Here is a 23,770-nt window from a genome sequence, read left to right on the forward strand (position 1 = left end):
TACCTTGGAGGAGTGCAACGCTCGGTACGGACGACTGCGGCAGGCTCGCTGCTGATCGCTTCGGCGACGGCGCTGCTGACCGGGTGTTCGGGACCTGACGTCATGGCGGCCATGGGTTTGCCGACGTCGGAGGCCGCGCCTGCGCCCAGCCGGCCCAGCGAGACAGCGGCCCCGCCGTCGGCGACTGGGCACTCCAACACGCTCGTGCTGACCGATCGCCAGCGTGGCTATCTCGACGCACTCACCGCGGCCGGGGTGAAGCCGTCCAGCGAGCTGCTGGCGCTGCGTGTCGGGTCGTACGTATGCCAGGCCCGTGCCGCCAGGCACGACGACCAGAAAGTCTGGGATTCGATCTATCCGCTGGTGCGCGGCGATGCGATGGACCATATCTCCGGTAGGGCGCCGACCGTCAACGTCGACGCGGCAACCGCCGATTACATTCGCATCGCAACCGAACGACTCTGCTAGCAGGAGCCCAACCGACACATGGCCACTACCAACCGGCGGAAACGCCACCGTATCCTCGCGCTTGTCGCGGCCGGCGCGATGGCGCTCGTGGTGGTGCTGCTCATCATCATCGTCGTCGTGATCCTGCGGAAGCCCGAGGGTCCGACCGGCGTTCCGCCGACGGCCGTGCCTCCAACCGGAATCAGCCCGACCAAGAAGCCGCGGCCGGAGTTCCAGGACGCGAGCTGCCCCGACGTGCAGATGATCTCGGTTCCGGGCACGTGGGAGTCCTCACCGAAAATGGACCCGTTCAACCCGACTCAGTTCCCGATCGCGCTGCTGCTCAACGTCACCAACCCAATCCGCGGACAGTTCGCAAACGACCGGCTCGAGGTGTTCACCGTCCCGTACACGGCGCAGTTCCACAATCCGTTCTCGCAGGACGGCCAGATGACCTACAACGACAGCCGCGCCGAGGGCTTCCACGCAACGGTCAAGGCCATGACGGAGATGAACGAGCGCTGCCCGCTGACCAGTTACGTGATCGCCGGGTTCTCCCAGGGCGCCGTCATCGCCGGTGACATCGCCAGCGATATCGGCAACGGACGCGGCGCCGTCGACGAGGATCTGGTGCTGGGTGTGACGTTGATCGCTGACGGGCGACGGCAGACCGGCGTCGGCGTGGACGTCGGACCCAACCCGCCGGGTCAGGGAGCGGAGATCACGCTGCGCGACGTGCCCATGCTCGACGGGATGGGCCTGGCCATGACGGGTCCCCGGCCCGGCGGGTTCGGCGCACTCAACGACCGCGTCAACGAGATCTGCGCTCCCGGTGACCTGATCTGCTCGGCGCCGCCAGAGGCGTTCAACATCATGAACCTGCCCAAGACCATCGACATCCTGCTCGGCGGTGCGGGACAACCGATTCACGCGTTGTACGCCACCACGCAGTTCTGGAGTTCCGACGGGCTGTCGGCCACGCAGTGGACGCAGCGCTGGGCACAGGAAAAGATCGATAACGCTCCGCAGCCAAAACATGGCTGACCTGTGACCAGACCTGATTTGGACGGCGACACCACGTCACCTAACATTAAGAAAAAACTAAGAGCAGTAAGCGAATAGCCGACCGGTACGCTTCTTTTCCGGGTGCGCGGCTCGCAGGGCGGCTCCGAAATCATGTGCAATCGGCATCGAGAAGCGTGTGCCGCTGACAGGAGAGTGCGATGGGGTTCCATAACCCGTTCATCAAGGACGGACTGATCAAGTTTCCCGACAACGGGAGCCTGGTCAAACACGTCGAACGATGGGCGAAGGTGCGTGGAGACAAGCTCGCCTACCGCTTCCTGGACTTCTCCACCGAGCGCGACGGAGTCGCCCGCGATCTGCGCTGGGCCGACTTCGGCGCCCGCAACCGCGCGGTCGGTGCGCGTCTGCAACAGGTCACCCAGCCCGGTGACCGCGTCGCGATCCTGTGCCCGCAGAACCTCGACTACCTCGTCGCGTTCTTCGGGACCCTGTACTCGGGCCGCATCGCGGTGCCGCTGTTCGACCCCAACGAACCCGGCCATGTGGGCCGCCTGCACGCCGTGCTCGACGACTGCCATCCGTCGGCGATCCTGACCACCACCGATGCGGCCGAGGGTGTGCGAAAGTTCTTCCGCACCCGTCCCGCCAACCAGCGTCCGCGCGTCATCGCCGTCGACGCGGTGCCCAACGAGGTCGGCGCCACCTGGGAGCAAGTCCCGGTCGACGAGCACACCATCGCCTACCTGCAGTACACCTCGGGCTCCACGCGGATTCCGACCGGCGTGCAGATCACCCACCTGAACCTCGCCACCAACGTGGTGCAGGTGATCGAGGCACTCGACGGGCAGGAAGGCGACCGGGGCGTGTCGTGGCTCCCGTTCTTCCACGACATGGGCCTGATCACCGTGCTGCTCTCGCCGATGCTCGGCCACTACATCACGTTCATGACCCCGGCCGCGTTCGTGCGCCGTCCCGGCCGTTGGATCCGCGAAATGGCCCGGAAGGAAGACGACACCGGCGGGACCATCTCGGTGGCCCCGAACTTCGCGTTCGACCACGCCGCCGCCCGTGGTGTGCCCAAGGACGGCGAACCGCCGCTCGACCTGTCCAACGTCAAGTGCATCCTCAACGGCAGCGAGCCGATCTCGGCGGCCACCGTGCGGAGGTTCAACGAAGCATTCGGCCCGTTCGGATTCCAGCCCAAGGCGATCAAGCCCTCCTACGGTCTGGCCGAGGCCACGCTGTTCGTGTCCACCACGCCGATGGAGGCCGAGCCGACGATCACCCTGGTCGACCGCGACGAGCTCAACAAGCACCGCTTCGTTCCGGTCCCGGAGGATTCACCCAAGGCCGTCCCGCAGGCCGGCGCGGGCAAGATCGGCGTCGCCGAATGGGCGGTCATCGTCGACAACGAGACCGCTACCGAGCTGCCCGACGGTCAGATCGGCGAGGTCTGGATCAGCGGCCAGAACATGGGCACCGGCTACTGGGGTAAGCCCGAGGAGACGATCGCGACGTTCCAGAACATCCTCAAGTCGCGGACCAACCCGTCGCACGCCGAAGGGGCCACCGACGACCAGACCTGGGTACGCACCGGCGACCTCGGCGCGTACTACGACGGTGAGCTCTACATCACCGGCCGCGTCAAGGATCTGGTGATCATCGACGGGCGCAATCACTACCCGCAGGACCTGGAGTACTCCGCGCAGGAGGCCACCAAGGCGCTGCGCACCGGATTCGTCGCGGCGTTCTCGGTGCCCGCCAACCAATTGCCCGACGAAGTGTTCGACAACGCCCACTCCGGACTCAAACGCGATCCTGACGACACCTCCGAGCAACTGGTGATCGTCGGTGAGCGAGCGCCCGGCGCCCACAAGCTCGACATGGGCCCCATCTCCGACGACATCCGCGCGGCGATCGCGGTGCGCCACGGCGTCACTGTCCGCGACGTGCTGCTGACCCCCGCCGGCGCGATCCCGCGCACCTCGAGCGGCAAGATCGGTCGCCGGGCGTGCCGCGCGGCCTACCTGGACGGCAGTCTGCGCAGCGGGAAGATCGCCAACGCGTTCCCCGACGAGACAGACTGAGATTTTTCCCGAATATGGCTGATACACAAGACGATTCGCAGCAACCTGAGATGCCGTCCGGCGACGAGATTCAGCTCGCCCCCGAAAAGCCGCTCACCGCACCGGGGTCTGATGTCGCCGCCGGGGCGGCTCCGGGGTCTGATGTCGCCGCCGGGGCGGCTCCGCGCACCGACATCACCGTCAACGAGATGCGCGCCTGGCTGCGCGACTGGATCGGCAACGCCACCGGGCAATCACCCGACTCGATCAGCGAGAGCGCGCCGATGGTCGAACTCGGGCTGTCGTCGCGCGATGCCGTCGCGATGGCCAGCGACATCGAGGACCTCACCGGCGTCACGTTGACCGCCACCGTGGCGTTCCGCCACCCCACCATCGAATCGCTGGCGACGGTGATCGTCGAGGGTGAGCCGGAGGTCGAGGACGCCGGCGATGACGACGAGGACTGGACGCGCACGCGCGACGTCGAGGACATCGCGATCGTCGGTCTGGCCACCCGCTTCCCCGGGGACATGAACACCCCCGACGAGACGTGGCAGGCGCTCCTGGAGGGCCGCGACGCGATCACCGATCTGCCGGAGGGCCGCTGGGAGGAGTTCCTCGGCGAGCCCCGCATCGCCGAGCGCGTCGCCAAGGCCCGCACCCGCGGCGGCTACCTGACCGACATCAAGGGGTTCGACGCCGAGTTCTTCGCACTGTCGAAGATGGAGGCCGACAACATCGATCCGCAGCAGCGGATGGCGCTCGAATTGACCTGGGAGGCACTGGAAAACGCCCGCATCCCCGCATCGAGCCTGCGCGGCGGCAACGTCGGTGTCTACATCGGCAGCTCGCTCAACGACTACAGCTTCCTGGCCATGTCGGACCCGTCGATCGCCCACCCGTACGCGATCACCGGCACGGCGAGTTCGATCATCGCCAACCGGGTTTCGTACTTCTACGACTTCCGCGGCCCCTCGGTGGCCGTCGACACCGCCTGCTCGAGTTCGCTGGTCGCCGCGCACCAGGGTGTGCAGGCGCTGCGCTCGGGTGAGGCCGACGTCGTTGTCGTCGGCGGCGTCAACGCGTTGATCACCCCGCTGGTGACGGTCGGCTTCGACGAGGTCGGCGGGGTGCTCGCGCCGGACGGCCGGATCAAGTCGTTCTCGCAGGACGCCGACGGCTACGCCCGCTCCGAAGGCGGCGGAATGCTCGTGCTCAAGCGAGTTTCCGACGCCCGCCGCGACGGTGACGACATCCTCGCGGTGATCGCGGGCAGCGCTGTCAACCACGACGGCCGGTCCAACGGCCTGCTCGCGCCGAATCCCGACGCGCAGGCCGAGGTGCTGCGCAAGGCGTACAAGGACGCCGGCATCAACCCACGCCTCGTCGACTACATCGAGGCGCACGGCACCGGCACCATCCTCGGCGACCCGATCGAGGCCGACGCGCTCGGCCGCGTCGTCGGCAGGGGCCGGGCGGCCGACAAGCCCGCACTGCTGGGCGCGATCAAATCCAATGTGGGACACCTGGAGTCGGCCGCAGGCGCGGCGAGCCTGGCGAAGATGGCGTTGGCCCTGCGCAACGACAAGATCCCGCCGTCGATCAACTACGCAGGCCCCAACCCCTACATCGACTTCGACGGTGTGCACCTCAAGGTCGCCGACACCGTCTCCGACTGGCCGCGCTACAGCGGCTATGCCATCACCGGCGTCTCGGGGTTCGGTTTCGGCGGCGCCAACGCCCACCTCGTGCTGCGCGAGGTGCTGCCGTCGGACCTCGTCGAGCCCGAACCGGAACCGGAAACCCAAGCCGAGCAAGGCAAGTCGTCCGACGCCAACGCCGTCTACATCGGCGGGGTGCGGATGGACGAGTACGGCGAATTCGTCGATGACGACGATGACGACGACGCCTTGGACCGCCCCGCGCACGCGCTGCAGGACGAGCCCGAGCTGCCCGGCCTGACCGACGAGGCCAAGCGCCTGCTCGAGGTTGCCCGCGAGGAGATGGAGGCCGAAGAACAGGCCGCTCCGGTTGTGCCGCTGGTGGTTTCGGGCTTCCTGACATCACGGAAGAAGGCCACGGCCGCCGAGCTCGCCGACTGGATCGACAGCCCCGAGGGGCGCGCGTCGTCGCTCGAGTCGATCGGCCGCGCGCTGTCGCGGCGCAACCACGGGCGTTCGCGCGCGGTGGTGCTGGCCCACGATCACGACGAGGCCATCAAGGGCCTGCGCGCGGTGGCCGAGGGCAAGCAGCACCCGAGCGTGTTCAGCGCCGACGGCCCGGTGACGAACGGGCCCGTGTGGGTGCTCGCGGGCTTCGGTGCCCAACACCGCAAGATGGGCAAGAACCTGTATCTGCGCAACGAGGTGTTCGCAGAGTGGATCAACAAGGTCGACGCCCTCATCCAGGATGAACGGGGTTATTCGATCCTCGAGCTGATCCTCGATGACGCGGTCGACTACACCAATGAGACCTGCGAGTACCCCATCGAAGTCGTCCAGACCGTGATCTTCGCCCTGCAGATCGCGCTCGGTGAGTTGCTCAAGCACCACGGCGCCAAACCCGCTGCGGTGGTAGGCCAGTCGCTCGGCGAGGCCGCCGCCGCGTACTTCGCGGGCGGCCTGTCTCTGGAGGACGCCACTCGGGCCATCTGTTCGCGTGCTCACCTCATGGGCGAGGGCGAGGCCATGCTGTTCGGCGAATGGATCCGGTTGATGGCGCTGGTCGAGTACTCGGCCGACGAGATCGACACTGTGTTCGCCGATTTCAAAGATCTCGAGGTGTGTGTCTACGCCGCGCCGACGCAGACCGTCATCGGCGGGCCGCCCGACCAGGTCGACGCGATCATCGAGCGCTGCGAGCAAGAGGGCAAGTTCGCCCGCAAGATGCAGACCAAGGGCGCCAGCCACACCTCCCAGATGGACCCGCTGCTGGGCGAGCTGGCCGCCGAACTCGTCGGCATCGAACCGCATCCGATCAAGATCGGTTACTTCTCGACGGTGCACGAGGGTCGTTACCTGCGCCCCGGTGAGACCATCCACGATGTCGACTACTGGAAGAAGGGGCTGCGTCACAGCGTCTACTTCACCCACGGCATTCGCAACGCCGTCGACAACGGCCATACGACCTTCCTGGAGTTGGCGCCGAACCCGGTGGCGCTCATGCAGGTCGGCCTGACGACGGCGGCGGCCGGTCTGCACAACGCCCAGCTGATCGCGACGCTGGCGCGCAAGCAGGACGAGGTCGACTCGATGACCGTGGCGATGGCCCAGCTGTTCGTACACGGCCACGATCTGGACTTCCGCACGCTGTTCCCCCGGCGGTCCAAGGGGCTGGCCGGCGCGCTGGATTTCGCGAACATCCCGCCGACCCGCTTCAAGCGCAAACCGCACTGGCTCGACGCGCGGTTCACCGGCGACAGCTCGGTGATGATGCCGGGCAACCACGTCGCCACCCCGGACGGCAGGCACGTCTGGGAGTACGCCCCCAAGGGTGAGCCGGATCTGGCCGGGTTGGTCAAAGCCGCTGCCGCACAGGTCATCCCCGATGCCAAGCTGGTCGCGTCCGAACAGCGCGCGGTGCCCGGCGAGGGCGCGCGGCTGGTGACGACACTGACCCGCCATCCCGGAGGGGCCAGCGTGCAGGTGCACGCACGCATCGACGAGTCGTTCACCCTGGTGTACGACGCCGTGGTGAGCCGCACCGGCGCCGCGGCAGCGCTGCCCGTCGCGGTGGCGACGGGAGCGGCTGTGGCTGACCAGGTTTCGGCGGCACCTGCGGACCAGCCCGAGGAAGATGCTCCCGAGATTCTGCAGGACAACCTGACTGCGGGTGCGGGCCTGGCCGCCGGCTTCGCGAAGTGGTCACCGGACTCCGGTGAGTCGATCCGCGACCGCCTCGGCGCGATCGTCGGCGGGGCAATGGGTTACGAGCCCGAGGACCTGCCGTGGGAGGTGCCGCTGATCGAGCTCGGCCTGGACTCGCTGATGGCTGTGCGGATCAAGAACCGCGTCGAGTACGACTTCGACCTGCCGCCGATCCAGCTGACCGCGGTGCGCGACGCCAACCTGTATGCGGTCGAGAAGCTGATCCAGTACGCGATCGAGCACCGCGACGAGGTCGACCAGCTCGCCGAGGCGCAGAAGGGCAAGACGGCCGAGGAGATCGCCGCCGAGCAGGCCGAGTTGATGGGCGGGGCGAGCACCGTCGCCGAACTCGAGGAGAAGCTCGCCGAGGCCGGGCACCCGCTGGGAACCCAGGAAGACGACAAGGGCCGGGCCGAGGTGCTCAGCGGCGCCAGCCCGGACACCGTCGGCGCCCCGGCTCCGGATCCGCAGGCCGAGCCGTCCACCCAGGCCACGGACATCCCGCCGCCGCCGACCGACCCGAGCGGCCCGGCGATTCCGCCGCCGCCGACGGATCCGAGCGGCCCCACGCCCCAAACCGCCGCAGGCGGCCCGTCGAAGTCGACGGTCGCGGCGGCCAGCAAGATCCTCACCCAGGAGGCGGTCACCGAGGCGCTGGGCTCCGACGTGCCGCCACGTGACGCCGCCGAACGCGTCACGTTCGCGACGTGGGCGATCGTCACCGGTAAGTCGCCGGGCGGCATCTTCAACGACCTGCCCGATGTCGATGACGCGACCGCGACCAAGATCGCCGAGCGGCTGACCGAGCGGGTCGACGAGGGCACCATCACCGCCGACGACGTCCGCTCCGCGAAGACCATCGAGGAGCTGTCCACCACCGTTCGCGACTACCTCGAGGGCGGCAAGGTCGACGGCTTCGTGCGGACGCTGCGCGCCCCATCCCAAGACTCGGACCGGATCCCGGTGTTCGTCTTCCACGCCGCAGGCGGTTCGACGGTGGTCTACGAGCCGCTGCTCAAGCGGTTGCCCGCGGACACGCCGATGTACGGCATCGAGCGCGTCGAGGGCTCCATCGAGGAGCGCGCCCGCGAGTACGTGCCGAAACTGTTGGAGCTCAACGGTTGGACGGGAGACAAGCAGGGTCGCCCGTTCGTCCTGGCCGGTTGGTCGCTGGGTGGTGTGCTTGCCTACGCGTGCGCGATCGGACTCAAGCAGGCGGGCGCCGACGTGCGGTTCGTCGGTTTGATCGACGCGGTACGTCCGAGTGAGGAGATCCCCCAGACGAAGGAGGAGACCCGCGCCCGGTGGGATCGCTACGCCCGCTTCGCCGAGCGCACATTCAACGTCGAGATTCCCGAGATCCCATACGAGGAACTCGAGGCACTCGACGACGAGGGCCAGGTGCGCTACGTCCTCGACGTGGTGAGCCAGAGCGGGGTGCAGATCCCCGGCGGCATCATCGAGCACCAGCGCACGTCATATCTGGATCAGCGGGCCATCGACACCGCCGAGATCAAGCCGTACGACGGCAAGGTCACGCTGTACATGGCTGACCGCTACCACGACGACGCGATCTACTTCGAGCCGCGCTACGCCACCCGCAAGCCGGACGGCGGCTGGGGTGAGTTCGTGTCTGACCTGGAGGTCGTCCCGATCGGGGGCGAGCACATCCAGGTGATCGACGAGCCGTACATTGCGAAGGTCGGGGCGCACATGAGCGAGTCGATCAGCCAGATCGAGGCCGACAACACCGATCAGGAGAAGCAGGGCAAGTGACGACGGAATCTCTCCCGCCCATCCGCACCAGGACCACCGCAGAACTGCTCGCCGAACTCCGCGAGAAGCTGGAGCAGGCCAAGGAGCCCGGTGGGGAGAAGGCGGTCGCCAAGCGGGAGAGAAAGGGCATTCCGAGTGCCCGCGCGCGAATCCACGCCCTGGTCGATCCGGGCAGCTTCCTGGAGATCGGCGCGTTGGCGAAGACGCCCGGCGATCCGAACGCGTTGTTCGGCGACGGCGTGGTGACGGGTCACGCCAGGATCAACGGCAGGCCGGTCGGCGTGTTCAGCCACGACCAGACGGTGTTCCAGGGCTCGGTCGGCGAGATCTTCGGCCGCAAGGTGGCCAAGCTGATGGAGTGGGTGGCGATGGTCGGCTGCCCGATCATCGGTATCAACGACTCGGCGGGCGCGCGGATCCAGGACGCCGTGACGTCGCTGGCGTGGTACGCCGAGCTGGGCCGCCGCCACGAACTGCTCCGCGGGCTGGTTCCCGAGATCTCGATCATCCTCGGCAAATGCGCTGGAGGCGCGGTGTATTCGCCGATCCAGACCGATCTCGTGGTGGCCGTCCGGGATCAGGGCTACATGTTCGTCACCGGACCCGACGTCATCAAGGACGTCACCGGTGAAGACGTCTCCCTCGATGAACTCGGCGGCGCCGATGCCCAGGCCCGCTACGGCAACATCCACCAGGTCGTGGAGAGCGAGGCCGCGGCGTTCCAGTATGTCCGCGACTACCTGGAGTTCCTGCCCGCCAACACGTTCGACGATCCGCCGATCGTCAACCCGGGCTTGGAGCCCGAGCTCACGCCGCACGACTACGAGCTGGACTCGATCGTGCCGGACAGCGACAACATGGCCTACGACATGCACGAGATCCTGCTGCGGATCTTCGACGACGGCGACGTCTTCGATGTGGCCGAGCAGCAGGGCCCGGCGATCATCACCGCGTTCGCGCGGGTCGACGGACACCCGGTCGGGGTGGTCGCCAACCAGCCGATGCACTTGTCCGGGTCGATCGACAACGAGGCCTCCGACAAGGCCGCGCGGTTCATCCGGTTCTGCGACTCCTACAACCTGCCTTTGGTTTTCGTCGTCGATACGCCGGGATTCATGCCGGGTGTGCAGCAGGAGAAGGGCGGCATCATCAAGCGCGGCGGCCGCTTCCTCAACGCCGTCGTCGAGGCCGACGTGCCGAAGGTGACCATCACCATCCGCAAGTCTTACGGCGGCGCGTATGCGGTGATGGGTTCCAAGCAGCTGTCGGCGGACCTGAACTTCGCGTGGCCGACCGCGCGCATCGCGGTCATCGGCGCCGAGGGTGCGGCCCAGCTGTTGGTGAAGCGGTTCCCGGATCCGACTGCGCCGGAGGTGCAGAAGATCCGCGCCGACTTCATCGAGGGTTACAACCTCAACATGGCCACGCCGTGGATTGCCGCCGAACGGGGCTTTATCGACGCGGTGATCCAGCCGCACGAGACCCGGCTGTTATTGCGCAAGTCGCTGAACCTGCTGCGCGACAAGCAGATCACCCGCGTCCAGCGCAAGCACGGCCTCACACCCATATAAGTTCTTCTTGTTCCGCGAGCGCCCGTGTTTGCACGCGACACGCCGCGAAAGTTCGACACTTTGCGGACCGTCGTCGCGGCGCCAGCGTCCAGTCAGCGCCGAATCCATCGGACGATGACGGTGCCGTCGTCGCCGAGCAGTACATCTCTGCGCCGCATACCAAGCTCGACATGCGCCGGTGTGACTGCGATCCGGCGCGCGGGACCCGCCACCATCATCGGGCTGGTGGTGAGGCACAACTCGTCGATGTCGTCGCCGGCGACCAGGTGAGAGAACAGCGTCGGGCCGCCCTCCACCAGCACCCGGTTCAGACCGAGATCGCCAAGCGCGCGACGTATTGCGGCAGAGGTGATTTGACCCTCGGGCATCTCGCACACCACCGCGCCGCCCGCTTCGAGCGCTCGCCGCGCTGAACTGGTGGCACTCGCAGATACCAACACGATCGGCGGAACCGTCGCCGTAAGCAGATGAGGCGGGATCACGCCTCGACTGGAAACGACCACCAACCGCAAGGCGGGGGACAAACCGTGCGAAAGCCGCCACCCCTGTGCATCCGCCTCCACACGAAGATCGGCATACGGCTTGGACCCTGCGGTGGTCGCGCCTACCAGGATCACGTCAGCCACTTCACGCAACCGAGTGAAGACTCGCCGGTCGGTCGGCGTACCCAGCTTGCGGCCCGCTCCGTCGAGCGTGACGGCGCCGTCGATGCTCGCGATGAAATTGGCGCGAAGCCTTGGTTCGGCGGGCGTTTCGGGGTACGCGAGCAGGTCGCGCAACGCCTCGTCGGTGAGTGTCTCCACCTCGTACAGCGTCGACGGTGGTCTTGCGGCAACAGCGGTCATGGCCCGGTGCTCACATTTCTCTCGGAATGGCTCACGGCTTGGACGGCTCGCGGGGAAGGGCCGGTGAAGAAGATCGCCGCGATCGCGCCGAGTCCCGCCACCGTCGCGGGTAACAGCATGGAGTGCGACATCGCTTCGAGGGCCGCGGTTCCCGACAACTCCGGGGCCAGCTCGGAAGCGTCGTGGGACTCGATGTCGGCCTGAGCTGTCAACAACGCGGCGATGCTCGCACTGCCGAGCGCGGCCCCGATCTGCCGAATCGTATTGAAGACGGCCGAGCCCGCGCCCGCCAGATCGTCGGGCAGCGTCCGGGATGCGGTGACGGCCAACGGTTCCCACGTGAGTGCACCCGCCGCCCCGATGAGCATGAGTGGCAGTGTCATTCGCCAGACGGGTGCCGACTGGTTCATCTCCAGCGCGAGCCACACCAACGCGACCGCCGTCAGCGTGAAGCCGGGGCACACGATGGACCGTGGCGCGACGCGGTCGACGAGCCTTCCGACGATCGGGGCGAGGACACCGGTCGCAACCGCCATCGGAGCCGTCACCAGGCCCGCATGTGTTGCGGTCATACCGCGCACGTCTTGCAGATAGAACATCAGCGGAACGGCGAACGCGACGATCGTGAAACTGATCAGTGCGATGCCCAGATTCGACAGTGCGAAGTCGCGGTGGCGGAACAGGTCCAGGGGCACCAACGGCTCCGAACGCTGAATCGACTGCCACAGAACGAATCCCGCCAGGAATGCGCATCCGCCGGCGATCGCGGCCCACGTCGTCGGCCCCCACGCGTGGTGACGCCCCTCCTGCAGGGCGAAGACGATCAGGCAGATGCCGGCTCCCGACAGCAGCACCCCCAGCATGTCCAAGCGGTGTGGACGCGTGGGCAGGGCAGGGATCAGTCGAAGCGCCAACACGAGGCCCACGGCGCCGATCGGGATGTTGACGAGGAAGATCGACCGCCAGCCCAACGCGTCCACCAGCAGCCCACCGGCCACCGGACCGACCAGCAGGCCGAGACCCGCTGTCGCGCCCCAGAGACTCACCGGAACGCCGCGCTGCTGGGGCGGGAAGATGCGGGTGACCGCGGACAGCGTTTGCGGCGTCATCAGCGCCGCGCCAACACCCTGGGCGACCCGCCCGGCAATCAGCATCCCTATCGATTCGGACACCCCGCACCACAGCGAGGCCAACGTGAACGCCGCAAGACCGGCGACATACAGGGTCTTCGGACCGAAGCGGTCGCCGAGGCGCCCACCAACCGGCAGCAGCGCCGCGAACGCCAGCAGGTAGGCGCTGGTCACCCAGATGACGGCATGGTAGGACGCCGCGAATTCCTCTTTGATGACCGGGTTGGCCACGGCGACGATCGTCGAGTCGACGACGATCAGGAAGAAGCCGGTCATCATCGCCCACACCGCGCGCAGTGACGGCCTAACGGTCGGCGCGTTCGGCGTGGGCACCGAGATCACCTCCGTAAGAGGAGATGCAGCGCCTCGGCCCGCGACGCCGGATCGGTTTGGAACTGCCCGCGCACCGCGGAGGTCGTCGTGACTGCGCCCGGCTTTCGCACCCCGCGCATTGCCATGCACAAGTGCTCAGCCTCGATGACGACAATTACGCCGCGAGGATGCAATTTGTTCATAACTGCCTCGGCTATTTGCCCCGTCAGCCGTTCCTGCACCTGTGGGCGCCTGGCATACAGGTCGACCAGACGCGCTATTTTCGACAGTCCAGTGACGCGGCCGTCCTCGCCGGGAAGGTAGCCGACATGGGCGACTCCATGGAAAGAAACCAGGTGATGTTCACACGTGGAGTACATCGGAATTTGCTTGATCAACACCAGTTCACCGTGGTGCTCGTCGAACATCGTCGTGAGAACGTCGTCGGGATCGCTGTACAGGCCTGCAAATGTCTCCTGGTAAGCCCGCGCGACCCGCGCGGGAGTGTCACGCAGTCCGTCGCGGTGAGGGTCTTCACCAATGGCGACGAGCAGATCGAAAATGGCGGCTTCGACGGCTGCCTGGTCGAATACACGGGCTGGCGGCCGTTGGCCGTTTCCCGTCTGCGGCGCTTCGGGAGTCTGCAACATGAATGCCTCCTCGCCGCTTGCAGAAAGCGCCACAAAGCAGTTTGCTGCTGAGTTCTAGTCAGCTGTTAATTATTTAGCAGACGCTTTACCCTGCCGTCAGTTGATTTCGGAAATTCCGATCGACCGGAATAGAAGCGAGTCGTCGAGCATGAACACCGCGGGCGACGGCGGTGCCGCCGCTAAAGCCTCAGCGTTACGGCTTGATCCGGATGTGGCCCGGGCTGTACAGACCGCTGTGCGTGGCCGTCCCGAAGTCCAGCGTCGCAGGCGTCGCCCCTTGCGCCTCAGGGGTCGGCTCGAACCGGCGCAGCGAGCCCCAGTCCCGGCCCCAGTCCTCCGATAGGTACGTCGCCATCACGTGCGCGCGCAGCAGCAGATCCGTGATCCCCAGCAGACCCCCGTTGAGGCCGTCCTGCCAGGTGTCGGTGTCCTTGCGCTTGGCGTTGTAGTCCGGAGTGATGCGGAACCTTGGAATCTCGGTGACGCCGTTGGCGTGCAGCATCGGCTGCTGGCACGGGAACGCCAGGCCGACGGCCCAGTCCATCAGCACCGGCTGCTCGGAGCCGACGTACTCCTGTACCGATCGCAGTTCGGGCACCCGGGGCGGGGTCACCGCGAGCCAGTCGCCGGGCGTCAGCGAAAGGTCTTCGGCGACAACGCGAACGGCGACCGCGTCGGCAGGAATGTCGGCGCGGGGGAAGCGCAGGTTGCGCCACGACGGAATCGGACCGAGGTCGTAGGGCACCATCCGGCCGGCGGGCACCAGGGCACCGTCCGGAGCCCGGCGCGCGTACTCCAACTCGACAGTCTCGCCCTCGGTGCGCCCGTTGAAGACGCTGTCGCCGGTGATGGTCCCGGCGGCGGTGACGACGACCAGCGGATGCGCATCGTCGGGGGCCGGCAGTTCGTACCACGCCGACGTCAACCTGCTCTGCTGCTGAGGCCCCTCGACGTAGGTGCCCGCCAACGGAACCCGGTTCGGGTCGAGCCCGTACGGTAGCGGAACCGTCGACCCGTTGACACCGGGCTCCTTCAGTTCGGTGGGATGGTCCCAGTCGTAGTCGGTGCCGGGCATCGGCAGGTTCATCCGAATCGCCTCGGCGACAATCTTTTCCGGCACACCATCGGCGGTGAACCCGACGGGCCCGTCTCCACCAAGCGGGCCCAACGGCCCGTACTGTCCGGGCAGCGCTGTCAGAAAGCCTTGGTTGGCGTCGGGTTCGACGAGTACGTCGTCGGCCAGGCCGCAACCGCCGGCGAAGGCGCGCAGGTTGGCCCACGCGTTCGAGTAGGTGGGGTACTGGCGAACCGCGCCGACGAGCATCGATCCGACGAACACCACCACCATGAAGCCCGCGACCACCGGGATCGGCGCTGCGGTCAGCGCCCTGGCGATGCGCCCTTCGCCGCGGGTCCGCGACGAGAAGTGCAGCCAGGCCGCCCATATCGCCACGATCGCGAACAGCGCGAAGAAGACCGTGCTGACGGTGACGCCGCCGATGGCGGGTTCGTCGTTGTTGAACGGGACGCCGTAACTCGACACGTACCACCAGCCGTTGGTGGTCGCGAAACACAGTGCGAGAACGAACAACAGGGCGGCCAAAAAAGCCATCCGATTGCGTGACCACTTCAGCACCGCAGGCGACACCAGTACGGTGGCCAGCGCCGCCATCGCCGCCCCGACCGCGGCGAACAGTCCGAAGTGGTGGACCCACTTGGTGGGGGTGAACATCAGGAAAAACACCGTGCCCAGGATGATTCCGATCAGCCGCCACGCGGGACCCCTGGCCACGCCGGGCACCCGCCCGCGCCGCAACATGATGAACATCGCGGCGAACAACGACAGCGCGGTGATCAGGAAGCCGAAGCGACGCGACAGCGATCCGTCCACTGTCGGCAGGATCAGGTAGTAGTAGCGCAGGTTCTCGGTGTACCACTCCTGGTTCGGGCCGACGGCGGTGCGAATTCTGGTCGCCTCCAACACCGTTGCGATGGTCTGGTCGAAGAAGACGACCGTCAGGATCACCGTTCCCGCGGCCAGCAGTGGCAACACCAGCGGCCAGACGCCCACCACCTGGCGGCGCCGCACCAGGATGCGCAACAGCGGTCGACCGCCTGCCAGCAGCGCGGCCACCGCGATCAGACCTGTCGGCTGGATCCCGAGCGTGAACGCCGCCGTGATGATCGCGAACGCCGCGGGAGTGAGTCGTCCGGAGGTGATCGCCCGCTCGATCAGCACGTAGGTGATCAGCGCGCCGGTGGCGATCTGGCCCTCGGGGCGCAGGCCGTTGTTGAACGGCATCCATGCCGCCAGCAGCACCAGCCCCGCCGCCCACAGCGCAGGCTTGCTCGCGGCAACAGCGGGACCGAGTCGCGGCAGCACCTCACGAGAAAGCAACAGCCAGCACACGATTCCGCACACCAGGTCCGGCAGTCGCATCCAGATGCTCGCGTCGCTGACGCTGGTCATCATCGCCAGCAGGTTGTAGTACCAGCCGAACGGGTCCTCGGGGCTGCCGAACCATCGGAAGTAGTTCGACATGTACCCCGCGTGACCGGCCACTCGGGCCATCCCGAGGATGTAGCCGTCGTCAGAGGAGTTGGCCCCGATCACGTGCCAGACCGCGAAGCCACCGACCACCACCACATCGGTGGGGGTGAACGTCCGCCACCGCTGCGGGATCAGCCGCCTCATTCGCCTGCCGTCCATACGATCCAGGCGCCACAGCGCGAGCAGTGCGATCGCCGTCGACACGATGGCCAGCACCATCGCCGTCAGCTTCAGCGGTGTCGGCTTGGTGGTGAACCGCGTGTCGATCTCTGCCGACAGGCTCAGCCCCGGCGGCGCAGGGCCGGTCAGGTCGGTGAACACGCCGACGATCGCGGGGCGCAGGTTCGGGTCCGGGAAACCGGTGTACTGCGGCGAACCGTCCGCCTTCGTCAGCCCGACGAAGTCGGCGAAGGTGCCCTCCTCCGAGGAGGTGATCTCGATGCGTGAGCATCCCGGGGTGTCCCCGGTGCCGACCACCCGGGCCCGGGGGACGCTGGCCACCACCACGTTTCGGTCGGTGATGTCGACACGCTGCGGGTTGACCGTGACGAACAGACTCTGCAGCGCGGCCTGCTTACCGTCCTTTGGCGCGGTGCCCAACACGACTCCGCCGCGCGGCGGCATCGAGCGGATCACCTCGCACGGCACGGTCACCGACATCCGCACCGGAGTCTGCGTGATCAACGGCGCGGTGACGCTGTTCAACTCGCCCTGCTGCGGCCAGTTCAGCGATGCGGTGGTCTGTTCCACCGGAAGCAGAGGAGTCGCCACCGACAGCACGAAGCCGATCAACCCGGCGATCGCCGCGACCCAGCGGGCGATCCGCACGTCGGAACTCGATGTCTGGCTCATGGCAGCGCCCTGATGGGTCCGTTACGGCTCCAACCGAACACGCGCACCGCCCCCTGCTCGACGATCGCGTCCGGCGCCTCGGATTCGGGCACCACCCGCAGGTACCGCTCGATCGAACCCCAGTCCCGGTACCAGTCGTCGCGCAGATAGGTGGGCACGGTCGAGGTGCGCAACAGTGCCTGGATGAACAGGAATGGACCGCCGTCCTCGGCGGACTGCCACTGGTTCGAGGACACGACCACCTGCTTGAGGTTCGGGAGGATGCGGTATTCCGGCAACTCGGCGATGCCGAGATGTTCGGAGAACGGGCGCTGGCAAGGGAAGTTCGCGGCCGTCGCGATGTCCATCAGCACGGGCGTCTGCGAGCCGAGGAACTGCTGCGCGGTGACGAGCACCGGCACCCGTGGCGGGGTGAACGCGAACCACTGGTCGGTGGACAGGTTCGGGTCGTCGGCGACGATGCGCGCGACATTCGCCTCGGGCGGCGCCGATGCGAACGGGAAACGCAGGTTGCGCCAGGCCTTTTGAGGACCGGGGCCGACGTCGATCGGCTGCACCTCGGCCAGCGGCTGATAGCTGCCGTCGGGGCGGTGTATACCCCACTGCAGCTTCAGCGACTGTCCGTAGTTGAACGAGCCGTCCTCTTCGTAGAACCAGATCGCCCCCGCGGCCGCGACGGTGACCAACGGCCGGTCCGGGGTGCGTGGCGGCAGCTGGTACCACGCCGAGGTCACCTTGGCCGCGACAGTGTTCTCGTCGTAGCTGCCCATCACCGGCGTGCGGTCGGGGTCGAGTCCGAACGGCAGGAACACATTCGAACCGTTCACGCCGACGGGTCCGTAGCCTCCGCCGGTGCCTGCGGCGAAGCCGATCCCGATGTTGGGTTCGTTCGGTGAGCCGTCGGAGTTGACGGTGCCCGGGTTGGCGGTGATCGGCTCGGGCGGTTCGAGGGTGTCGCTGACGCCGTTGGGGTTGAAGCCCACGGGGTCCTCCCCGCCGAGCGGTCCGTACTCGCCGAAGCGTTGGCCCGGAACCGGTTGCAGCATACCGGCGTTCGTGTCGGGCTCGACGAGCACATCGTCGGCCATCGCGCAGCTGGTGTCCGAGAGCCCGGACTTCAGCGCCGAGAAGTTCGCCTTGGCGGTGGTGTAGACGGGGTAGCGCTGCACGGCGCCCTTGGTCATGGAGCCGACCTCGAGCACCACCATGATCGTCGCCACCACCAGCAGCGGCGTGGAGGCGAGCACACGGTTGCGCTTGGTGTTGGCGACCTCCGTATGCCCCGCGTAGTCCATGCGGAAGTGCAGCCACCCCGCGAGCAGGCCGGTGATGATCGCCAGCGCGAGGAAGATGCCGGTGACCGGGATACCGGCGATCACCGGCTGCTTGTCGAACCACGGCACACCGTAGTTGCCGACATAGAACCAGCCGTTGATACCCGATGTCGCCCAAGCCAATACAAACAACAGCGCGGTGACATAGAGCGCGAGGTTGCGGCGGCTGTGCAGCCCGACGCGGCTGAACGCGAACGCCGTCACCGCACCGAGCGCACCCGCCAGACCGGCGAACGCGCCGAACTGCACCGCCCACTTGGTCGGCGTGAACGTCAGCAGCAGAAGGCCGATCGCCGTCGACCCGATCAGCCGCCACACCGGTCCGCGCGCCATGCCGGCGACACCGCCGCGCCGCAGCAGCACCGCGAGCATCCCGAACAGGCAGAGCAACAGCACCAGCACCGCGAAGCGCCGGGTCAGCGACGAGTCGATGCTGTCCTCGACCGTGAGGAAGTAGTAGCGCAGGAACTCCTGGTACCACGCGATCGTCGGGCCGACGACGTACTTGATGCGGGCCGACTCCGCCACCGTGGCCAGCGTCTGGTCGCGGAACACCACCACGAAGATCAGCGCGAGCGCGGACAGCAGCGCGGCCAACGGCGCCAGCACACCGTCCACCCGACGACGCACGCGGATGGTGCGGACGATCGCGCGGGCCCCAACAAGCAGGGGCGCGATCGCGATCAGTCCCTGCGGAGCCAACGTCACGCTGAACACCGCGACGACGATCGCCAGCGCGGCAGGCCACGTCCGCCGGGTGGCCACGGCGTTCTCCACCAGCACCCACACGGCGACGGTGCCGAACGCGATCAGCGGTTCAGGTCGCAGGCCGTTGTTGAACGGCAGCCACGCCGCCAGGAACACCGCCCCTGCCGTCCACACCGTCACCCGGTTGGCCGCAAGCCGACGGCCGAGGCGCGGCAGGATGCAGCGGCTGACGATCAACCAGGCGCCGATGGCCGCCAGCGTCGCGGGCACCCGCATCCACACGCTGGCGGTGCTGACCGAGGCGAACGCCGCGAGCACCGATTGATACCAGTCGAACGGGGCCTCCGTGGCGCCGAAGAAGCGGTAGTAGTTCGCGGTGTACCCGGCGTCGGCCGAGACGCGGGCGATGGTGAGGTTGTAGCCGTCGTCCGACGACAGGGCGCCGATGACGTGCCACAGCAGCAGGGTGCCCGCGACGGCCAGGTCGGCCGCCCAGTGCCAGAAGCCCACCCGCCAGAACCGCCGCCAGGCGCGCAGCACGCGGCGACCGCTGCGGAGCCCGATGTCGCCGCCGGAGCGGCTCCGCCGGTCCAGCACCGCCATCGCGACGATCGACGCGATCACGCACAAGACCCCCAGCACCATCACGGCGAGCTTGAGCGCGGTGGGGGAGGTAATGAATCGGGTGTCGACGTCGACGCGCGCCCCGAGCCCCTCCTGTGGTGCGACCTCCAGATCCGTGAAGACGCCGGCGACCTGCGGCTTCTCCTCGGCGGCCAGCGTTCCCACGGCCCCGGGCAGCCCGATGAAGTCGGCGCCGGCCTCGCCGGGGTTGGCCCAGATGTGCAGTGTGCTGCAGGCGCCGTCCTCCACGGCGGGCCGCGGCGCGACCGCGGCGACGGAGTCGCGGAACGCCACGACAACGAGGTCGGAGGTGGCGCGCACGAAGAGCCCGTTACGGCTGGCGTCGATGCCGCCCGGCGGGACGGTGGACAGCACCAGGCCGCCGTCGGCGGGCAGCGAGGCGACGGCCCGGCAGGGGATCGAGATGTCGAGGGCCTGCGGAGCGCCGGAGACCAGCGGGGCGGTGATGTCGCTGACGAACCCGTCGGGTCCGGTGCCCTGCGGCCACAGGATGGTCGCGGTGGTCTGTTTGACCGGCAGCAGCGGCACCAGCCCGCACAACAGCACGCCGGCGATGCCTGCGACGACGGCGATCAGTCGCGCGATCCGATGGGCAGGCACGAGCGTCGATGGTAGGCGACTCGATCATCGGAGTCGGTGACCCCGGGCCGATATGGGCAAACGCCTCCTGTGCTCTAACGGGTTGATCCCACGCACCACGTGCGTACGACCCACCTGTTAAGCGCAATAACCAACAAGGCCCGCAAGCTCAGGACAGGCGCAGCGGCGCCGGGCTCCACAACCCGCTGCGCGTCGCCGTGCCCAGGTCCAGGCGCGCCTCCGCGGCGTTCGGGTACCACGGCGTGAGCTGCTGCAGCGAGCCCCAGTCCCGGAACCAGTCGTCGTCCAGATACGTCGGCACCGTCGTGGCCCGCACCAGCAGTTCGGTGATGCCGAGCGGTCCACCGCCGAGGTAGTCCATCACCGGCGAGTTCGCCTCGGCCCCGAACCGGTCGGGCAGGATCCGCCACTTGGGCACCTCGACGACGCCGTTCTGGTGGCCGAACGGCCGCTGGCAGGGGAACGCCAACCCGACCAGCCAGTCCAGTAGCACCGGATCCGACGACCCGACGACGTCCTGCAGCGTGCGCAGCTCGGGGATCCGCGGCGGCGTCACCGCGATCCAGTGCTGCGGGTCGAGGTCCTCGTCGGAGGCCACCAGTCGGATCTGAGTGGCTTCGGGCGGTATCGCGGACAACGGTGCCCGCAGGTTGCGCCACGCGGGGGAGGCGCCGACGTCGGCGAACCCGATCCCACCCCCGGGCTCGTCGGCGGCGGCCTGCTCGTCGGTCGCCCACTGCACCGTGACCTCACCCGCGTCGAACCGGCCGGCCGCCGAGATGACCAGCAGCGGGTCGGCGGAGTCGCGGTCCGGCAGCCGGTACCACGCCGAGCGCAACTGCGCGGGCTGCTGCGTACCGGAGCGCCAGCTGCCCATCACCGGGGTCGTGGCCGGATCGAGTTTGTAGGGCAGCCGGGCCCGTGAACCGTTGACACCGGCGGCGGCCGTCGTGCCGCCCTCGGTCCCACCGTTTCCAGCCTGGTCGTCTTCGTTGTCGGTATCGGCGAAGTTGCTCGAGGTGCCCTGACCGCTCATCGTCTCGTCGGCGGAGACGTCACTGGGAATCCCGTTGGGGTTGAACCCCTGTGCGGTGCCTGCGCTGAGCGCCTCACCGACGGGCGTGCCGATCGGCCTCAGCATGCCGACGTTGGGGTCCTCCTCGACGAGCACATCCTCGGCCATCCCGCACGTCTTGCCGGCCAGGGCTTCGAGGTTGGACCGGCCGACGCTCCACGCCGGGTACTGGTCGATCATGGCCAGCGTCAGCGAGAGCACCTCGAACATCACCAGCAGCCATGTGGCGATGGCCAACGGCGCCTGCAGCATTCGTTGCCAGCGCCGCTGCGGCCCGGGTGGCGACGAGTCGCGCCCGGAGAAGTGGAACCACGCCGCGGCGATCAGGGTCAGCACGGCCAGCCCGAGCAGGATCGTCGAGAAGCCGAACTTCCACTCCGGCATGGCGTTCGACCACGGCACACCGAAGTTCGACACGTACCACCAGCCGTTGACGGTGGCGAACGACAGCGCCATCGCGAACAGGACCGCGGCGCCGAACACCGAGCGGTTGCGGCGCGAGCGCATCGCCGTGGCGGCGACGGCGACGGCGGCCAGTGCGCCCAACGAGCCGGCCAGCCCGGCGAACACCCCGAAGTGATGGGTCCACTTGGTCGGCGTGAACATCATGGCGAAAAATGAGATGACCGTGATGCCGATAATGCGGCGGCTGGGTCCCAACGCCGTGCCGGGAATCCTGAACTTGCGCAACGACATCGCGACCGCAACGGCCAGCGCCAGCAACAGTGTGAGCACCGCAAAGCGGCGCGCCACCGAACCGTCGGGACTCAGCGTGAACAACCGCTCGTAGCGGATGTGCTCGTCGAACCAGCTCAGGCTCGGCCCGACCGCCGACTTGAAGGTGCTGGCCTGCATCTCGGAGGCCAGCGTCTGGTCCCGGAAGATCAAGATGATCGTGACGGTGGCCGCGGCCAGGATCGGCGCCAGCAACGCCAGATAGCCGAAGCGTGAGACATGCGCGGCGACAATGGTTTTCAGTGGTCCGACGGCGACCAGCAGCGCGCCCACGGCGGCGATGCCCGTCGGCCCGGAGAACAGCGTGAACGCGCCGATGATGATCGCGATCGCCACGGGCAGCAGCCTGCTGGTGGCCACACCCCGCTCGACCGAGCACCAGGTGAGAAGGATGCCGAGCGCGATGATCGGTTCGGGGCGCAGCCCGTTGTTCAACGGCAGCCAGAACGCCAGGAACAGACCCGCCGCCGTCCACGCCGCCGCAGGTGTCTTCTTCACGGCGTGGCCCAGCCGCGGGATCACCTCACGGCTGATGACCCACCAGCACGCCAGCGCCATCACCAGCGTCGGCAGGCGCATCCACACGCTGTGCGTGCTGACCTGGGCCCACAACGCCAGCAGGTCGTAGTACCAGCCGAACGGCGCCTCCGGCGTGCCGAACCACCGGTAGTAGTTCGCCATGTAGCCGGCGTGCTCGGAGACCCGCGCCATCGTCAGGATGTAGCCGTCGTCGGCGGTGTTGGCGCCGACGAAGTGCCACCACACCAGCACCGCGGTGACGACGCCGTCGAGCGGTCGCAGCGTCCACCACCGCGGCGGCAGGAACCGTCTGACGCCGCGGCCGTCGGCGATGTCGAGAAGATGAAGCGCGACCAGGGCGATGACGGTCATCGCCACCCCGATGATCATCGCCAGGGTCTTGAGCAGCGTCGGCGACGTGCTGTAGCGGGTGTCGAGCGTCGCGGAGAACTCCAGACCCGGGGGCGCCGGACCGCTGAGGTCGGTGAAGACGCCGACGATCTGCGGGCGGAAGTCGTAGCCGCCGCGTTCACCGCGCAGCGGTTCACCGGGGTCGTCGTTCGGGATCCGTCCCGGACCTTGGACGAGACCGACGAACTCGCCGGCCACCTTGTCGGCGTGCGCGGTGAAGGTCAGCCGTTGGCACTGCGGGCTGAGCACCTGATCCAGCGGCGCGCTGACCACCGGGGTGTTTCGCACGATCACCAGCAGGTCGTCGTTGACCCGCTCGATGAGAAGGCCGCGGTCGATGGCCTTGGGTGCCTGTTTGGGCACGGTCGACAACAGCACGGTGCGGCCCTGGGCATCGGGACCGGCCAGCCCGGCCGCCGCGCGACACGGCACAGAGATCTCGAGGTCGGTCGCGACGTAGCCGATGAGCGGGGCGTCCACGCTGCGCAGCACGCCGTTCTGCGGCCAGTTCAGTTCGGCGGTGGTCTGCGTGACCGGCATCAACGGCGTCGCGATGGCCAGCAGTGCGCCGAGCAATCCTGCGACGATGGCGATGAGCCGCACCGTCCGATGGTTCGACCCGACACCGGCTTCACCGACCACGGGGTTCGA

The 23,770-nt window shown here is 67.8% G+C and carries 11 protein-coding genes; 5 read left to right on the forward strand and 6 right to left on the reverse strand.

The window, feature by feature from the left end; translation table 11 throughout:
* Positions 1-12 precede the first annotated feature (12 nt).
* The 5 genes from CEX88_RS08265 to CEX88_RS08285 all read left to right on the forward strand — a co-directional run bounded on the left by CEX88_RS08265 (position 13) and on the right by CEX88_RS08285 (position 10,752).
* Positions 13-468 (forward strand): DUF732 domain-containing protein, encoded by a 456-nt coding sequence (locus CEX88_RS08265; protein WP_094293138.1) that lies wholly within the window; start codon positions 13-15, stop codon positions 466-468.
* A gap of 18 nt (positions 469-486) precedes the next feature.
* A complete protein-coding gene (gene culp6, locus CEX88_RS08270) occupies positions 487-1,491 on the forward strand; it encodes a carboxylesterase Culp6 (protein ID WP_094293139.1) in 1,005 nt (334 codons plus the stop codon).
* A 179-nt stretch (positions 1,492-1,670) separates the two neighbouring features.
* On the forward strand, positions 1,671-3,560 hold the full coding sequence (gene fadD32, locus CEX88_RS08275) for a long-chain-fatty-acid--AMP ligase FadD32 (protein ID WP_094293140.1): 1,890 nt from the start codon (positions 1,671-1,673) through the stop codon (positions 3,558-3,560).
* Between the two features lie 188 nt (positions 3,561-3,748).
* On the forward strand, positions 3,749-9,181 hold the full coding sequence (gene pks13, locus CEX88_RS08280; RefSeq protein ID WP_420799207.1) for a polyketide synthase Pks13: 5,433 nt from the start codon (positions 3,749-3,751) through the stop codon (positions 9,179-9,181).
* Positions 9,182-9,201: 20 nt separating this feature from the next.
* Positions 9,202-10,752 carry an acyl-CoA carboxylase subunit beta gene (locus tag CEX88_RS08285; RefSeq protein ID WP_094293243.1) on the forward strand — a complete coding sequence of 517 codons (1,551 nt, stop codon included), beginning with the start codon at positions 9,202-9,204 and terminating at the stop codon, positions 10,750-10,752.
* A gap of 92 nt (positions 10,753-10,844) precedes the next feature.
* On the opposite strand, the gene CEX88_RS08290 is transcribed toward CEX88_RS08285, so the two are convergent.
* The 6 genes from CEX88_RS08290 to CEX88_RS08315 all read right to left on the reverse strand — a co-directional run bounded on the left by CEX88_RS08290 (position 10,845) and on the right by CEX88_RS08315 (position 23,761).
* Positions 10,845-11,597 carry a dihydrofolate reductase family protein gene (locus CEX88_RS08290; RefSeq protein ID WP_094293142.1) on the reverse strand — a complete coding sequence of 251 codons (753 nt, stop codon included), beginning with the start codon at positions 11,595-11,597 and terminating at the stop codon, positions 10,845-10,847.
* Positions 11,594-13,060: a DHA2 family efflux MFS transporter permease subunit gene (locus CEX88_RS08295; RefSeq protein ID WP_202931408.1), complete on the reverse strand. Its 1,467-nt coding sequence runs from the start codon at positions 13,058-13,060 to the stop codon at positions 11,594-11,596. Before CEX88_RS08295 ends, CEX88_RS08290 begins: the two co-directional genes overlap by 4 nt.
* Before the next feature lie 5 nt (positions 13,061-13,065).
* On the reverse strand, positions 13,066-13,689 hold the full coding sequence (gene folE, locus CEX88_RS08300) for a GTP cyclohydrolase I FolE (protein ID WP_094293245.1): 624 nt from the start codon (positions 13,687-13,689) through the stop codon (positions 13,066-13,068).
* Between the two features lie 193 nt (positions 13,690-13,882).
* Positions 13,883-17,092 carry an arabinosyltransferase domain-containing protein gene (locus CEX88_RS08305; RefSeq protein ID WP_094293143.1) on the reverse strand — a complete coding sequence of 1,070 codons (3,210 nt, stop codon included), beginning with the start codon at positions 17,090-17,092 and terminating at the stop codon, positions 13,883-13,885.
* Positions 17,089-20,379 carry an arabinosyltransferase domain-containing protein gene (locus CEX88_RS08310; protein ID WP_094293144.1) on the reverse strand — a complete coding sequence of 1,097 codons (3,291 nt, stop codon included), beginning with the start codon at positions 20,377-20,379 and terminating at the stop codon, positions 17,089-17,091. Before CEX88_RS08310 ends, CEX88_RS08305 begins: the two co-directional genes overlap by 4 nt.
* Before the next feature lie 148 nt (positions 20,380-20,527).
* Positions 20,528-23,761 carry an arabinosyltransferase domain-containing protein gene (locus CEX88_RS08315; RefSeq protein WP_094293145.1) on the reverse strand — a complete coding sequence of 1,078 codons (3,234 nt, stop codon included), beginning with the start codon at positions 23,759-23,761 and terminating at the stop codon, positions 20,528-20,530.
* Positions 23,762-23,770 lie beyond the last annotated feature (9 nt).

Origin of the sequence: Mycobacterium neumannii, from assembly GCF_002245615.1 — a bacterium.
Taxonomy (GTDB): Bacteria; Actinomycetota; Actinomycetes; order Mycobacteriales; family Mycobacteriaceae; genus Mycobacterium; species Mycobacterium neumannii_A.

Excerpts from the sequence above, each read along its gene's own strand:
- folE (WP_094293245.1), bottom strand. The coding sequence starts at position 13,689 with ATGTTGCAGACTCCCGAAGCGCCGCAGACGGGAAACGGCCAACGGCCG.
- CEX88_RS08305 (WP_094293143.1), bottom strand. The coding sequence starts at position 17,092 with ATGAGCCAGACATCGAGTTCCGACGTGCGGATCGCCCGCTGGGTCGCG.
- pks13 (WP_420799207.1), top strand. The coding sequence starts at position 3,749 with ATGCGCGCCTGGCTGCGCGACTGGATCGGCAACGCCACCGGGCAATCA.
- fadD32 (WP_094293140.1), top strand. The coding sequence starts at position 1,671 with ATGGGGTTCCATAACCCGTTCATCAAGGACGGACTGATCAAGTTTCCC.
- CEX88_RS08290 (WP_094293142.1), bottom strand. The coding sequence starts at position 11,597 with ATGACCGCTGTTGCCGCAAGACCACCGTCGACGCTGTACGAGGTGGAG.
- culp6 (WP_094293139.1), top strand. The coding sequence starts at position 487 with ATGGCCACTACCAACCGGCGGAAACGCCACCGTATCCTCGCGCTTGTC.